The 15,438-nt window shown below is 60.1% G+C and carries 14 protein-coding genes and 1 riboswitch; of the genes, 2 read left to right on the top strand and 12 right to left on the bottom strand.

Annotated elements, in window-relative coordinates; translation table 11 throughout:
* Positions 1-3: 3 nt before the first annotated feature.
* From BVG79_RS06655 to gcvT, 7 genes are all read right to left on the bottom strand, one after another.
* Entirely contained in the window at positions 4-483 is a 480-nt protein-coding gene (locus BVG79_RS06655; protein ID WP_085786194.1) for an Lrp/AsnC family transcriptional regulator, read from the bottom strand.
* 211 nt (positions 484-694) lie between these two features.
* Positions 695-1,792 carry a glycosyltransferase gene (locus tag BVG79_RS06650; RefSeq protein WP_085786193.1) on the bottom strand — a complete coding sequence of 366 codons (1,098 nt, stop codon included), beginning with the start codon at positions 1,790-1,792 and terminating at the stop codon, positions 695-697.
* Between the two features lie 36 nt (positions 1,793-1,828).
* Positions 1,829-2,647, bottom strand: coding sequence for a UDP-2,3-diacylglucosamine diphosphatase (locus tag BVG79_RS06645; RefSeq protein WP_085786192.1), 819 nt, complete (start codon positions 2,645-2,647; stop codon positions 1,829-1,831).
* Positions 2,648-2,855: 208 nt separating this feature from the next.
* The gene (locus BVG79_RS06640; protein WP_085786191.1) at positions 2,856-3,041 is read right to left on the bottom strand and encodes a hypothetical protein; all 186 of its coding nucleotides are present in this window, start codon (positions 3,039-3,041) and stop codon (positions 2,856-2,858) included.
* Positions 3,042-3,219: 178 nt separating this feature from the next.
* Complete coding sequence (gene gcvP, locus BVG79_RS06635; RefSeq protein ID WP_085786190.1) at positions 3,220-6,045, bottom strand: aminomethyl-transferring glycine dehydrogenase; 2,826 nt, start codon at positions 6,043-6,045, stop codon at positions 3,220-3,222.
* 35 nt (positions 6,046-6,080) lie between these two features.
* Positions 6,081-6,440, bottom strand: coding sequence for a glycine cleavage system protein GcvH (gene gcvH, locus BVG79_RS06630; protein WP_085786189.1), 360 nt, complete (start codon positions 6,438-6,440; stop codon positions 6,081-6,083).
* 8 nt (positions 6,441-6,448) lie between these two features.
* Entirely contained in the window at positions 6,449-7,570 is a 1,122-nt protein-coding gene (gcvT, locus tag BVG79_RS06625; protein ID WP_085786188.1) for a glycine cleavage system aminomethyltransferase GcvT, read from the bottom strand.
* Between the two features lie 148 nt (positions 7,571-7,718).
* Positions 7,719-7,819, bottom strand: a riboswitch (glycine riboswitch).
* 217 nt (positions 7,820-8,036) lie between these two features.
* Between gcvT and BVG79_RS06620 the strand changes: the two genes are divergently transcribed.
* Positions 8,037-9,290: a D-amino acid dehydrogenase gene (locus BVG79_RS06620; protein WP_085786187.1), complete on the top strand. Its 1,254-nt coding sequence runs from the start codon at positions 8,037-8,039 to the stop codon at positions 9,288-9,290.
* Here the strand turns inward: BVG79_RS06620 and BVG79_RS06615 are convergent.
* The 5 genes from BVG79_RS06615 to nrdH form a co-directional block, all read right to left on the bottom strand.
* Positions 9,281-10,117: a sulfite exporter TauE/SafE family protein gene (locus tag BVG79_RS06615; RefSeq protein WP_085786186.1), complete on the bottom strand. Its 837-nt coding sequence runs from the start codon at positions 10,115-10,117 to the stop codon at positions 9,281-9,283. The genes BVG79_RS06620 and BVG79_RS06615 overlap by 10 nt on opposite strands.
* Positions 10,118-10,141: 24 nt before the next feature.
* Positions 10,142-11,095, bottom strand: coding sequence for a class 1b ribonucleoside-diphosphate reductase subunit beta (gene nrdF / locus BVG79_RS06610; protein ID WP_085786185.1), 954 nt, complete (start codon positions 11,093-11,095; stop codon positions 10,142-10,144).
* A gap of 17 nt (positions 11,096-11,112) precedes the next feature.
* Complete coding sequence (nrdE, locus tag BVG79_RS06605) at positions 11,113-13,269, bottom strand: class 1b ribonucleoside-diphosphate reductase subunit alpha (protein WP_085786184.1); 2,157 nt, start codon at positions 13,267-13,269, stop codon at positions 11,113-11,115.
* Complete coding sequence (gene nrdI, locus BVG79_RS06600) at positions 13,269-13,658, bottom strand: class Ib ribonucleoside-diphosphate reductase assembly flavoprotein NrdI (protein ID WP_085787296.1); 390 nt, start codon at positions 13,656-13,658, stop codon at positions 13,269-13,271. The genes nrdE and nrdI overlap by 1 nt, the downstream gene beginning before the upstream one ends.
* 104 nt (positions 13,659-13,762) lie before the next feature.
* The gene (gene nrdH / locus BVG79_RS06595; protein WP_085786183.1) at positions 13,763-13,984 is read right to left on the bottom strand and encodes a glutaredoxin-like protein NrdH; all 222 of its coding nucleotides are present in this window, start codon (positions 13,982-13,984) and stop codon (positions 13,763-13,765) included.
* A 694-nt stretch (positions 13,985-14,678) separates the two neighbouring features.
* Between nrdH and BVG79_RS06590 the strand changes: the two genes are divergently transcribed.
* Positions 14,679-15,434 (top strand): cytochrome c biogenesis CcdA family protein, encoded by a 756-nt coding sequence (locus BVG79_RS06590; RefSeq protein ID WP_085786182.1) that lies wholly within the window; start codon positions 14,679-14,681, stop codon positions 15,432-15,434.
* The last annotated feature ends 4 nt before the right edge of the window (positions 15,435-15,438 follow it).

Genomic DNA, 15,438 nt, shown 5'->3' with positions numbered 1-15,438 from the left:
TGCTTACGGCGTTGTAATGTCGATGGGCCAGGCGTTGGTCGCCTTGATCCGCTCCATCGAGAATTTTGATGTCACGTTGCGGCAGGGCAGCGTCTCGGTCAGTTTGACATAGAAGGCGTCAAAGGCGGCCATGTCGGGCACGGCAACCTTGATCAGGTAATCGACATCGCCCGCCATGCGGTGCGCTTCGACGATCTCGGGGAAGTCCTTGACGACGCGTGTCAGGGCGCTGCGCCATTCGGCTGTGTGCTCGGTCGCCTCGATCTCGACAAATACGCTGAGGCCGAGGCCGATGGCAGCGGGCTCGACCACAGCGACGCGGCCGGTGATGATGCCTGCGGCTTCCAGTTTACGGACACGCTTCCAGCATGGCGTTTGCGACAGGTTCACGCGGTCAGCCAGCTCGGCAATAGGCAGAGTGGCGTCGCGCATCAGCTCGTGGATGATCTTGCGATCGATCCTATCCAAAGCTTGTTTCCCCATCTGGTCGCCTTCCGCATCGCTGATTTGCAGGTTTTTTTACCCGCTAAATAAATATCGACTTTTGTGGTCGTCTATTTCAAGGAAAAAGAATTGGCGATTTTTGCGATCAAAAAGGAATTAAATTCTACTTTTGAATGATCGTTCGACATGAAAAAACCCTATCCAAGCGGGAAGGCTTGAATAGGGGGAATATTTTTCCGAATCGTGCGGGTTAGTTCTGGTCCGGCCCTGCGCGCGATAGGCGGATGATATGGCCATTCCATTCGTAGGTCCGCTTGATCAGACCGATCACCCAAACCACAGGCAGCAGCACATCGCGCAGCGGCAGGCACAGCGCCTGTTTCAGGCTAAGGTGCCAGCCACAGCGGCGGATCATCAAAATCTCGATCAAGTACCAGACGGCGGCAAAGGCCAAAGCCCACCAGCCAAACGCGATAGCGGCCGCAACGAAGGGCAGGAACGCGCCCGAAAAGATCTCGGCTAGATATTGAACCGAGAACGAATTCCATCGCAGCTGGGCCCAGCGTTCTTGGCGGCCCCAGATTGATTTCAGGCGGCGGCGCCCGACGATTTGGCTGACAGGCGGCAGCATCAGCACGACGCGCATGTTCTGGCGGCGGATCACCTTGGTCGCAGCGGCATCTTCGGCGTATTCTACCGTCAGCGCATCCAGCCCCATATTACCCAGTTGTTCTTTGCGCAGATACAGCAGTTTGCCCTGGGCAAAGCCATACCCCAGCGCGTCCGAGAACAACTGCCAGCGCAATTGGTGGGAATTGAGAAACGCGGTTTCCAGCTCGGCCGCGAAGCCTTCGGGTTCGACGGCCAGCGGGGGTGAGCTGACAAGGCCCACGTCTTGCTGTTGGCGCAACCCTTCGGCGACGCAGAGGGTATCGGGGGCAAGCCGGACGTTACTGTCGACCATCAGCACGCGTTCATATTTCGCTGCGGCCCAGCCTTTTTGCAGGTTGTCGATTTTGGGGTTGAAGCTGCTTTCGTCCAGCCCGATCAACAGCTTGGCATCATGCTGGGGGTGGGCGGCAAGGGCAGCCTGAACCAGTGGGATAGCCGGATCATTCGCATCCGAGATGCAGAAAATAACTTCGTGCGGGCATCCGGTTAGCCCAAAGCTGGATTTGATCGTATCCTCGATCCCCGGGTGCAGACCCGAGACAGGACGCAGCACTGTAATGCCGTCGGGCACGACGCCTTCGGGGGTGTCTTTCGTCGCATGGCGCGCAGTGACGGCACAGGTGATGGCCTGTGCGCAAAGACTGCCGAGGGCGTAGGCTGCTAGTATTGTATACATATTGTGCTATGTCGTCGTTATTCGGGCGGCAATAGATCAGGCGACGCGGTTGTCGGTTAGTTGCAACGTATTCGGGCGGTTCCAGTAGATCACCTCGAATTCGCCGTCGTCGTGTTCGACCAGCGCGGTGCAGCCATCAACCCAGTCGCCGGTGTTGAGGTAGTGCACATCGCCCATCATGTGGTTCGCAGCGGCGTGAATATGCCCGCAGATTACACCGTCGGTACCGCTGCGCTGCGCCTCGACCGACAGGGTATCTTCGAAGTGGCCGATGAAATTCACCGCCTTCTTCACTTTGCTTTTCGCAACTGCCGACAGCGACCAGTAGGACAGGCCCATCCGGCGGCGCACGAAGTTGATGATCGAGTTCAAACCCATCGCCCACGTATAGGCCCAGTCGCCCACATGGGCGAGCCACTTGGCTTTGGTGATCACCGCATCGAACTGGTCGCCGTGGATAACCAGATAGCGCTTGCCGGTGGCGCTGACATGGATGACGCGGTCGATAATCTCGATCCCGCCGAAGTGCACACCAGGATAGTCACGCAGAAATTCATCGTGGTTGCCGGGCAGGTAGATGATACGCGTGCCGCTATCGGCCTTGCGCAGCAGGGCGCGCACAACCTCGTTGTGGGTCTGCGGCCAGTACCACGACTTTTTCAGCCGCCAGCCGTCGACAATATCGCCAACCAGATAGATCGTCGGTGCGTCGTAGGCGTCCAGAAATTCCAGGATCATCTTGGCCTGCGCGCCGCGCGAGCCCAAGTGCATGTCCGACAGAAACAGCGTGCGCACACGTTTGGGCGTTTGCCCTGCGCCGGTGTTCTGGCTGGAAACGGGAGTGGAACTTCTCATCGGGTCGCCTGTGGCTGTTGCAACGTGGTCGTTAATCCCTAGGCGTATAGACCTAAACAACGTCCTTGCCTACGGGCGAGCTGCAAATTGTTACCAACATGCAGATCGCACGGCCACGGGGCACAACGGCTTGCGTCGGGCGGGGGCGTTTGACGCGCCCGAACAGCCAAAACCCATCCTGTCAGATCACGCTTTATCGGATGCTGGATCAGATACTGGCGAGATCGCGGAAAATGAAACGCGGCGGATAGCTGTCGTCCGTGCTACCTGCGCCCATTTGCGTGCTGGCACTGGGGCGTGCGCGTTGCGATTGGTTTGGGCTGATCGCGGCTTGCGATTGCCCCTGCGATACCTGTTGCAGATTGTCGCCCTGCTGCGGCACCGAATCAGACATGTTGCACCTAAATTGCATCACTACGAACCGGGGCTCCCGGCACTATTGCGCAGGGCACCTATATGCGCGGATGGCGGCGTTCAAGGGATATCTGGGGGGAAATCAAGTTAATTTTGACGAAGATGCGGGGCCCGTGGCAGCCCCGCATCATGTTAGCGCTAGCCCTTATAAATAAGGGTCAAAGGTAGTCTTCCATTGGCGGGCAGGTGCAGATCAGGTTGCGATCGCCGTAAACGTTGTCGACGCGGCCGACAGGCGGCCAGTATTTGTCGACACGGAAGGCTCCGGGCGGGAAGCAACCTTGTGCGCGGGGGTATTTGCGATCCCAGTCGGCCACCAGATCCTCGACCGTGTGGGGCGCGTGGCGCAGGGGGCTGTCCTCGGGCGAAATCTCGCCGTTTTCGACGTCGCGAATCTCGGCACGGATGGCCTTCAGCGCCGTCACAAAGCGGTCGATTTCGGCTTTGGTTTCGGACTCCGTCGGCTCGACCATCAGCGTGCCGGTAACAGGCCAGCTCATCGTCGGGGCGTGGAAGCCGTTGTCGATCAGCCGCTTGGCGATATCTTCAACCGTGACGCCTGCTTCGGCGAATGGGCGGGTGTCGATGATACATTCATGCGCGACGCGGCCACGGTTGCCCTTGAACAGGATCGGGTAGTCGCCGCGCAGGCTGTCGGCGATGTAGTTCGCGTTCAAAATCGCGACACGGGTGGCTTGCGTCAGGCCGCTGCCGCCCATCATCAGACAATAGGCCCACGAGATCAGTAGGATCGACGCCGAACCGCTATATGCCGCCGAGACCGCGCCTTCGCCGCCGACCTCGGGGTCGCCGGGCAGGTAGGGGGCAAGGTGGGCCTTGACGCCGATCGGGCCCATGCCCGGGCCGCCGCCGCCGTGCGGGATGGCAAAGGTCTTGTGCAGGTTCAGGTGGCTGACGTCGCCGCCGATTTCACCCGGTTTCACAAGGCCGACCATCGCGTTCATGTTCGCGCCGTCGATATAGACCTGACCGCCGAAGGCATGGGTGATGTCGCAAATCTCGCGCACGGTTTCCTCGAACACGCCGTGGGTCGAGGGGTAAGTGATCATGCAGGCGGCCAGATTTTCGCCGTTCGCCTCGGCCTTCGCGCGGAAGTCCTCCAGATCAATGTCGCCGTTCGGCGAGGATTTCACCACGACGACCTTCATGCCCGCCATTTGGGCCGATGCAGGGTTGGTGCCGTGCGCCGACATCGGGATCAGGCAGACGTCGCGATGCCCTTGGCCGTTTGCGCGGTGGAAGGCCGCGATCGTCAGCAGCCCCGCGTATTCACCCTGCGCGCCCGAATTCGGCTGCATCGAAAACGCATCATAGCCGGTGATCTGGCATAGTTTTTCTTGCAGGTCGTTGATGGCCAAGTGGTAGCCCGCGGCCTGATCGATGGGCGCATAGGGGTGCAACTGGTTAAACTCGGGCCAAGTGATGGGCATCATCTCGGCGGCTGCGTTCAGCTTCATCGTGCACGAGCCCAGCGGGATCATAGCGCGGTCCAGCGCCAGATCGCGGTCCGACAGGCGGCGCATATAGCGCATCATCTCGGATTCGGCGCGGTTCATGTGGAAGACGGGGTGCGTCAGGTAGTCGGTCGTGCGCAGCAGTGCGTCGGGGAAGCCAAGGGCAAAGCCCTCGGGCGCGGCTTCGGTAATGCCGAAGGCGGCCAGAGTGCGGGTGATCACATCGGCATCGGTCGTCTCGTCCACGCTGATGCCAACACGGTCGCGGCCCACTTTGCGCAGGTTGATGCCGCGCTGTTCGGCTGCGGCCAGAATACCGGCTTGGCCGACACCAACCTTGACGGTGATGGTGTCGAAGAACGCATCGGGCGACACTTCTGCCCCAGCGGCCTTCAGCGCGCTGGCAAGGCGGGTGGCGTTGCCGTGCACACGCTCGGCAATGGCGCGTAGGCCGACGGGGCCGTGGAAGACGGCATAGAACGAGGCCATGACGGCCAGCAGGGCTTGCGCGGTGCAAACGTTCGACGTCGCCTTTTCGCGGCGGATGTGCTGTTCGCGCGTTTGCAGCGACAGGCGGTAGGCGCGGTTGCCGCGGGCATCAATCGACACGCCCACGATACGGCCGGGCATCGACCGTTTCAGATCGTCACGGCAAGACATAAATGCGGCATGCGGGCCGCCGTAGCCCATCGGCACGCCAAAGCGCTGCGACGAGCCGACGGCAATGTCGGCCCCCATCGCGCCCGGCTCTTTCAGCAGGGTCAGGGCCAATAGGTCGGTTGCAACCACGGCAATCGCCTTGGCATCGTGCAGGGCGGCGATGGCGGCGGTGAAATCAGTCACGTGGCCATAGGTGCCAGGATATTGGAAAATTGCGCCAAAGACAGCAGTCGGGTCTAGGGCCTCAGGCGCGTCTTCAATGATTTCGATGCCAAGGGGCAGGGCGCGGGTACGGATGACCGCGATGGTCTGCGGATGGCAGTTGCGGTCAACGAAAAAGGCGCGGGCCTTCGATTTCGCGCTACGTTCGGCCATGGTCATGGCTTCGGCGGCAGCGGTGGCTTCGTCCAGCAAGCTGGCGTTGGCGACGGGCAGACCAGTCAGGTCGGCGACCATCGTCTGATAGTTCAGCAGTGCCTCTAGCCGCCCTTGGGCAATCTCGGGCTGGTAGGGGGTGTAGGCGGTGTACCACGCCGGATTTTCCAGAATATTGCGTTGGATCGCGGGCGGGGTGACGGTGCCATAATAGCCTTGGCCGATCAGCGACGTCAGAACGCGGTTCTTGCCCGCAACCTCGCGCATGCGCGCCAGCAGGTCGTGTTCGGACAGCGGCGCCCAATCCAGCGCGTCCTTTTGACGGATGCTGGCGGGGATGGTTTCGTCGATCAGCGTGTCGAGCGATTGGGTGCCGACAACGCGCAGCATTTCGGCCATTTCACTGGGCGAAGGCCCGATGTGGCGGCGGTTTGCAAAGTCGTAGGGATCGTAGGTAGTCGGCGTATAAGACATTGGTAACCTTGCCAAAAATGCTGCGCGTGCGGAATTTACGCGATGTGGTTCTGGTATTCTTCTTCGTCCATCAACCCATCAAGGGTCGACAGATCGTCGACTTTCATCTTGAAGAACCAGCCGGCGCCCAGCGGGTCTTCACCAACCAGCGCGGGGTTGTCGGTCAGTTCTGCGTTCACCTCGATGATCTCGCCGTTCAGCGGGGCGAGAATCTCGGATGCGGCCTTGACGCTTTCGATCACGGCAATTTCATCGCCGGTCGAGACCATGGTTTCCAGCTCGGGCAGTTCGACGAAAACGACATCGCCCAGTTGTTCGGCGGCGAATTCGGTGATGCCGACGGTGATCACGTCACCATCGACGCGCAGCCATTCGTGGTCTTCGGTATATTTCATTGGGGCTCTCAGCGTTTATAACGGTTTGGAAAGAAGGGCATGTCGGCAACGCTTACACCTTGCGCCCGCCCGCGCAGGCTGGCGGTCAATTCGGTGCCGACGGTGGCTTTGGCAGTCGGGACATAGCCCATTGCGACAGGGCGTTCCAAAGTGGGGCCGAAGCCACCCGATGTGATCCGCCCGATCACCTGTTCATTTTCAATCAGTTCCACACCCTCGCGCAAGGGGGCGCGGCCGTCCGGCAGCAAACCCGCGCGCAAGCGGCTAGGGCCGTCACGCATTTCGCGTAGAATACGATCAGCGCCGGCAAAACCGCCTTCGCGCGCGCCACCAGTGCGACGGGCTTTTTGAATCGCCCATGTCAAATTGGCCTCGACTGGGCTGGTGGTGGTGTCGATGTCGTGGCCGTAAAGGCAAAGACCCGCTTCGAGGCGGAGGCTGTCGCGTGCGCCAAGACCGATGGGCTGCACGCGCGTGTCGGCCAGCAGGCTGTGCGCAAACGCCGTGACCTGATCCAGTGGCACCGAAATTTCGAACCCGTCTTCGCCGGTATAGCCCGAGCGCGAGATCCACAGATCGCCAAAAACGCCCACATCCATGAAACGCATCGCTGCGGTCCCGGGCACGATGGCCTCCAGAACCGCTTCGGCGTCAGGGCCTTGCAATGCCAGCAGGGCGCGGTCTGTCACTTCAATCACATCGGCGACATCCGACAGATGCGCGCGCAGGTGAGCGAGGTCGGCGGTTTTGCAGGCAGCGTTGACGACGACATAATAGTGATCGTCGCGGTTGGCGAACATCAGATCGTCCAAAATACCGCCGTCTTCGTTCGTCAACAGGCCATAACGCTGGCGGCCGGGCTTTACGGCCAGCACGTCCACGGGCATCAGCCGTTCGAACGCCAGCGCCAGCGTCTCCATGTCGCCTTTGGGCTGCAGCAAGACTTGGCCCATATGGCTAACGTCGAACAGACCCGCATGTGTGCGGGTATGGATGTGTTCTTTCATCACGCCGGCGGGGTAATTGATGGGCATTTCATAGCCCGCGAAGGGGCACATCTTTGCGCCCAATTCATGGTGAAGGGCTGCAAGCGGCAGTTGCTGCAGCGCGTTCGTCATCAGTTCGGCCATGGCCAACCCCCAAAAGCAACGGCTGGCCTATGGCCAAGCACTCAAACAGGCGTGCGCCTGCTATTTCGTGCCCCCTCTGTCTTCACCCGTTACCGGGCGCCTGAGATCGTTATCCCTTCGGCGGGCTTGCGCCACTCTCCAGAGTCCGTTGCCAGAATGGTCCCTTTGCCTGAGAGTTTACCGGGGCGGTTGCTCCTTCGGCACCAGCGTTTGCCCGAGGGCTGCGCCGGTTTCTCCCGATTCTGACGAGGTGCAGTTAGCAAGCCCGCGCCGATTCTGACAAGGGGTTTCATGGTTGTCGAAGATCATTCGATGAAAATTAAATCATACCGTAGAATATTCGGAATACTGCGCCATTTTCGGTTGAAAAGCCGCAAGCGGCGGTGCGCGGGCGCTGTCTTTGCGAAACTCTTGCGCGGGTATTGCGTATACTCGCGGCGACTTTACGCAGCGATCGGTGGCACGAATGAAGATCTTGGTTTTGGGCTCGGGTGTGATTGGTGTCACCACCGCGTGGTATCTGGCCGCCGATGGACACGAGGTGACTGTCGTTGACAGGCAGGGCGGCCCTGCGCTGGAAACCAGCTTTGCCAATGCGGGCGAGATTTCACCCGGTTATTCAACGCCTTGGGCCGCCCCCGGTATCCCGCTGAAAGCCATTAAGTGGATGTTCAGCAAATACCCGCCCTTGATCATCAACCCCATGCCCGAGCCGCGTAAAATCGGTTGGATGTGGCAGATGTTGATGAACTGCACCCCCAAAGCCTATGCGGTGAACAAGGGGCGCATGATGCGGCTGGCCGAGTACTCCCGCGACTGCCTGATGGCGCTGCGTATCGAGACAGGCATCGAATACGACGCCCGCCAGAAGGGCACATTGGAGGTGTTTCGAAACCAAAAAACCGTCGACGGCCTGCAGAAGGACATCGAGGTGCTGCGTGCCGAAGGCGTGCCCTTTGAGATGTTGGACGCGGCTGGCTGCGTGCGGTTGGAGCCTGGCCTTGCAGCATCGCAAGACAAAATCGTAGCCGGCCTCTATCTGCCGGGGGACGAGACGGGCGATTGCTTTATCTTTACCAACAATCTGGCGCAGATGGCCGCCGCACGGGGCGTGACCTTCCATAACGGGGTGACAATCAATCGCCTGATGCATGATGGCGGCAAGATTACTGGCGTCGAAACCAGCACCGGCGTGATGACGGCCGATGCCTATGTCGTCGCCATGGGTAGCTATTCGCCCTTTATTGTCAAACCTTTGGGTATGAAACTGCCCGTGTATCCCATGAAGGGCTACTCGATCACGGCGCCGATCCAGAACTATGATCGCGCGCCGGAATCAACCGTGATGGACGAGGCCCACAAGATTGCCATCACGCGTCTTGGCGACCGCATCCGCGTGGGCGGCATGGCCGAGATTACCGGCTTTGACCGCAGCCTTGGTCCAAAGCGCCGCGCCGCGTTGGATCACTCGCTGACCGATCTGTTTGGCGATGCGGGCGATTTAGAAAAGGCGACATTCTGGACGGGATTCCGCCCCATGACCCCCGACGGCACGCCTGTTGTGGGGTCGACGTCCTACCCGAACCTGTTTTTGAACACCGGCCATGGCACGCTGGGGTGGACAATGTCCGCTGGCTCGGGGCGCGTTTTGGCCGATGTGATCAGCGGGCGCGAGACGGCGATCCAGTCCGACGATCTGGCATTTGCGCGTTACGCCTGAAACACCAGATCGAACACAAACCGGCTGGAGACGAGCAGAAGGAAGACGCCGAAAGCAACCTCGAGCGTGCGGCGCGGCAATGTATGGGCCAGTCGCACCCCCAGTGGGGTGACCAGCACTGTCGTCGGGATGGTGATCAGAAACGCCAGGGTCGAGACATAGCCAATCGCATCGGGCGGCAGGCCCGGCTTACCCCAGCCTGCGATCATGTAGCCGATCGCGCCGGGCAGGGCGATCAGCGTGCCGACGCCTGCTGCGGTGGAAATCGCGCGGCGGATATCAATCCCGTAAAGCGTCAGCACCAGATTGGTGATCGTGCCGCCGCCGATGCCCATCAGCGATGATAGCACCCCGATAATAAAGCCGTAGACACGCATCACCGCTTTGCCCGGCAGGCTTTGTGCAATCTGCCAGCCGCCACCGCCGGTCAGCATTTTAACGGCGTTGACCGATGCAACGACGATAAACACGATCTGGAACACAGCGGGGCTGGCAATGCGTGCAATGGCCGCGCCCAGCACGACACCGATCACCACGGGGAACGCCCACAGCCGGATAATCCGCAGATCCAGCGTGCCACGTTGGTAGTGGCCCCGGGCCGAGGTGAAAGATGTGGGCACGATAATCGCCAACGATGTGCCGACGGCCAAGGGCATCGCGACAGTCGGGTCTATGCCCAAAAGGCGGAAAATCTCGTAGAGCACGGGCACGGCGATTGCGCCGCCGCCAATGCCGAACAGGCCTGCCAAAAGGCCGGAAAGCGCGCCGGCTATAACCAGCGCGCCCCCCATTGGCAGCAAAGTATGCAGGCTAAGTGCCTCGAACATAAGCGACAGGGCCTTTCTTGCGGTTTAGAATGCCCAGTCTTCGTCGCTGGTCGGAACCGTGCGCCCGATGACATAGGACGAACCCGACCCCGAGAAAAAGTCGTGGTTTTCGTTCGCGTCAGGGGCCAGCGCAGCCAGAACAGCCGGGTTGAAATTGGTGATCTCGTCCGGGAAAATCGGATCGAAGCCCAAGTTCATCAGCGCTTTGTTGGCGTTATAGTGCAAGAACTGCTTCACGTCTTCGGTCAGGCCCAAGCTGTCGTAAAGGTCGGCCGTATAACGGGTTTCAATCTCGTATAGTTGCAGTAGTAGGTCGTAGGCGAAGGATTTCAGCGCGTCCTGTTCGTCCTGCGGCAGCTTGGCCAGACCCAGCTGGAACTTGTAGCCGATGTAATAGCCATGCACCGCTTCGTCCCGAATGATCAGGCGGATCAGGTCAGCCGTGTTCGTCAGCTTTGCGCGCGAGGCCCAGTGCAGGGGCAGGTAGAAGCCGGAATAGAACATGAACCCTTCCAAAAAGACCGAGGCGATCTTCTTTTTCAGGGGTTGGCTGTCGTCGCTGTAGCAGGCCTCGATCAGCTTGGCTTTTTCCTGCAACTCGGGGTTGCGGGCGGCCCAGCGGAACGCTTCGTCAATCTCGGTCGTGGTGCACAGCGTCGAGAAAATCGACGAATAGGATCGCGCGTGCACCGCCTCCATAAAGGCGATGTTCGCGTAGACGGCTTCTTCGTGGGGCGTGATGGAATCGCGCATCAGCACAGGGGCGCCGGTGCTGCTTTGAATGGTATCCAGCAGCGTCAAGCCGGTGAAAACCCGGATCGTCAGCTCTTTCTCGGCGTCGGTGAAGGCCGACCACGACTGGATGTCGTTCGACAGCGGCACTTTTTCCGGCAACCAGAAATTCGATGTCAGGCGGTTCCAGATTTCCAGATCGCGGTCATCCGCGATCCGGTTCCAGTTGATGGCTTGGAATGTCACTGTCGGGCTCTTGGTGGTTAGAGTTGGCAGGATACACAGGCCTTCACCTCGGTGCCGGCAAGGGCAGCTTGGCGCAGGCGAATGTAGTAGATCGTCTTGATGCCTTTCTTCCAGGCGTAGATTTGCGCCTTGTTGATATCGCGCGTGGTGGCGGTATCGGGGAAGAACAGGGTCAGCGACAGACCTTGGTCGACGTGACGCGTGGCCTCGGCATAAAGGTCGATGATCGCCTCGGGTCCGATTTCATAGGCGTCGCGGTAGTATTCCGCGTTCTCGTTGGTCAGATAGGGCGCGGGGTAGTAAACGCGGCCGATCTTGCCTTCTTTGCGGATTTCGATTTGCGCCGCGATCGGGTGGATCGAGGCTGTCGCGTGGTTGATGTAGCTGATCGAACCCGTCGGCGGGATGGCCTGCAGGTTGCGGTTATAAAGGCCATGTTCCATGACCTTTTCCTTCAGCGCGCCCCAATCGGCAAAGCTGGGCAGGGCCACGCCGAAACGTTCCATAATCTCGCGCACCTTGTCGGTTTGCGGCAGGAAGCTTTCTTCCAGATACATATCGAAGAAGCTGCCGTCGGCATAGCGCGACTGCTTGAAGCCTTCGAAGGTTGCCTTGTGTTCGATCGCCACCTTATTTGATGCGGCAATCGCGTGGAAGGCCACGGCCGCGAAATAGGCGCGGGTGAAGTCCAAAGCCTCGGGGCTGTCGTAGTGGATCCGCTCGCGGGCCAGGAAGCCGTGCAGGTTCATCTGGCCAAGGCCGATGGCGTGCGATCGGTCGTTACCGGCGCGCACCGAGGGGACCGAGTCGATCGCGCTCATTTCCGAGACGGCGGTCAGGGCGCGGATGGCGGTTTCCACCGCTGCGCCGATATCACCGCTGTCGATCACCTTGGCTACGTTCAGCGAGCCGAGGTTGCACGAAATATCGGAGCCAATTTCGGCAAAGCCCAAGTCTTCGTTCAGCACCGAGGGGCTGTTGACCTGCAGAATCTCTGAACACAGGTTCGACATGTTGATGCGCCCCTCGATCGGGTTCGCACGGTTCGCCGTGTCTTCGAACAGGATGTAGGGGTAGCCGCTTTCGAACTGCACTTCGGCCAGCGTCTGGAAGAACTGGCGGGCCTTCATCTTGGTCTTGTGGATGCGCGGATCGTTCACGAAATCATGGTAGTGATCCGAGATCGAGATGTCGCCGAACGCCTTGCCCGTCACCTTTTCCACATCGTGGGGCGAGAACATGTACATATCTGCGTTTTGCTTGGCCAATTCGAATGTGATGTCAGGGATCACGACGCCCAACGACAGCGTTTTGATGCGGATCTTTTCGTCCGCATTCTCGCGCTTGGTATCAAGGAAGCGCATGATGTCGGGGTGGTGGGCGTGCAGATACACGGCACCGGCGCCTTGGCGCGCACCCAGCTGGTTGGCGTAGCTGAAGCTGTCTTCCAGCAGTTTCATCACGGGGATCACGCCCGAGGATTGGTTCTCGATGCCCTTGATCGGGGCGCCAGCTTCGCGCAGGTTCGACAGCAGCAGGGCAACGCCGCCGCCACGCTTGGACAGCTGCAGGGCAGAGTTGATGCCGCGGCCGATGGATTCCATGTTGTCTTCGAAGCGCAGCAGGAAGCACGACACCAGCTCGCCGCGCGACTTTTTACCCGCGTTCAGGAAGGTGGGGGTCGCGGGCTGGAAGCGGCCGGTCAGCACTTCGTCGACGATGCGGCGGGCCAGCACTTCGTTGCCGCGGGCCAGTGCCAGCGCGACCATGACGACGCGGTCCTCGAACCGCTCCAGATAGCGGTTACCGTCGCGGGTCTTCAGCGTGTAGCTGGTGTAATATTTGAACGCGCCGAGGAAGGTCGAGAAGCGGAACTTATGCGCCCAAGCCTGCGCCCAGATCGATTCCTTGAACGGGGTCGAGTACTGGTCCAGCACTTCGGCCTCGTAATAGCCTTCGTCGACCAGATAGCGCAGTTTTTCTTCCAGGCTGTGGAAAAACACCGTGTTCTGGTTCACATGACGTAGAAAATACTCGCGCGCGGCCAGACGGTCCGCTTCGAATGAGATTCGCCCGTTGCCATCGGGCAGGTTCAGCACAGCGTTCAGGGCATGATAGTCCAGCCCGTTCCAAACCGATGGGATCACGTGGTTTTTGGAGTCTTGGTCGAGCATCACAGCCTCGCTAGTATATCGTTTATGGCGCGGACGTCGGCCGAGGTACCAGCCAGCTCCGCAGTATATAGCACTGGAACACCGCATTTTGCGGCCACAACTTTGGCGGCCTGTGCAAACAATGTCCCAAAGTTCCTGTTCCCTGTACCGATCACCCCGCGCAAAAGGGCGCGATTTTCGGGCAGGTTCAAAAACTGTATCACCCGCTTTGGCACCACGCCGCGCCCCTCGCCATCGCCGTAGGTTGGCACCATCAACACGAAGGGCGCGTCCGGCTGCGGCAGGGGGTCGTCCTGTCGGATCGGGATTCGCATCAGCGGGCGTTCAAGTTTGACGGCGAGCTTGTGCGTATTCGCCGTTCCGGACGAAAAATAGATCACGGGTATCATGGTGCCTCGCCGCCGCAGCACCGCTAGGGTGCGGTGGTAGGCGGCAGGTCAGGAAATGCGAGCACGGTGCCGTATGACGGGCACCGTATTAAAACAGCGCCCTGTTAAGCGAGGGCAGCAATGCGGTCAGGGCGAAAGCCCGACCAATGCTGGTCATCGGCCACGACGACGGGCAGCTGGCGATAGCCCAAGGCTTCGACGGCCGCAAAGGCGCTTTCGTCGACAGTAATATCGACCATTTCAAAGGTGATTTGACGTGCATCCATTGCGCGAGCGGTTGCCGTGCACTGCACGCAGCCGGGCTTGGAATAGATCATGATCGACATGCCTCGTGTCCCTTTGTTTTGGGGCGCCGCTACCGGTCGGCCCATGGGTGAAATGGGTCGCGGCAGGGTGCCATTACTGTTGTAAGTCACTCAATTTAAAGCATCTGCAACATGCTGCCGATGATGGCTTTTAGGCCGCGTCGAAACATCAGGTTGTGGTCTTGCTTGGTCTTCCGTCAACATATTGCGTCGGTGCGCTTGTAGTCAAGAACCGATGGCAGCGGCTGTGATGATTTTTGCGCCTGGCCCGGTGGCGACCGAACGTCAGCGCGCACAGCGCCAATTGGGGCGCGTGGAACCAGCTTTAAAGCGCGGCGATCCGTGAAGGCAAGTCCGCATCGCAACTATCTTTAGGTCCTCGCATTTCGCGGCGGGCTGCGGGGCCAACGGGGCAAGGGGCTGGGCGGTTTGCGTGACGAAAGGTCAATAATTGTGCGATCGGCAAGACCCGTCGCGCATACCGCCGAACAGCCGTCTTGCGCACGGCAACGGAGCGTAGATTCGCAGCCTGACCGCGGATTTTTCATCCCAATGGTTAACGGCGCGAACGATTCTGCCTGGCGCGTAACCCGCGGCCAGACTGCTAAGCAACTTGTGAAGCGCGCGCGGCGCAGCGGGGCGTGACCTTGCTGCAACAAGCGGCTAAAGCGGTTGCAACGATTTGAACGAAACGATTTCAAAGACGAGGCGTAAAATGCTGGATGCAGCCACCTTTCTGGACGCGGGGTTCCTTCTTGCCGCATTGATCGCCTTGCTGGCAGGGGCGCTGTCGTTCCTCAGCCCCTGCGTTCTGCCGATCGTGCCGCCCTATCTGGCCTATATGGGGGGCGTCTCGGTTAAGGATATGGGGCAAGACACGCGGGCGCGCCGGGGTGTTCTGCTGGCCGCCGTCTTTTTCGTTTTGGGGCTGTCGACCGTTTTCATCCTGTTGGGATTCGCGTTTTCGGCCATGGGCCGGGTGTTCCTGCGCTATCAAGACATTACGCTGATTATTGCAGGCTTGATCATCATGCTGTTCGGGCTGCACTTCATGAACATCCTGCGCATCCCGTTTCTCGCGCGCGAGGCGCGCATCGATGCGGGGGACAAGGGTGGCTCGGCCCTGGGGGCCTATGTGCTGGGATTGGCGTTCGCCTTCGGCTGGACACCCTGCCTCGGGCCGATTCTGGGCGCGATTTTGGGCCTCGCCGCATCGGGGGCTGACTTGGGGCGCGGCACCGCGATGCTGGCGTTCTATGCGGCGGGCCTCGGCATTCCGTTCTTGCTGGTCGCGGCATTCTTCCCGCGCCTGACGGGCGCAATGGCCTTCATGCGCCGCCATATGGAGCGGGTCGAGCGGATCTCGGGGCTGATGCTGTGGACGGTAGGCCTGCTGATGATCACCGGGCAATTCACGGCGTTCAGCTGGTGGTTGCTGGAAACATTTCCGGCGCTGGCCGTCATTGGCTAAGGCG

The organism is Ketogulonicigenium robustum, from assembly GCF_002117445.1.
GTDB lineage: Bacteria > Pseudomonadota > Alphaproteobacteria > Rhodobacterales > Rhodobacteraceae > Ketogulonicigenium > Ketogulonicigenium robustum.
The sequence above is the reverse complement of the archived record's forward strand: the minus strand, read 5'-3'. Positions and strand labels throughout refer to the sequence as shown.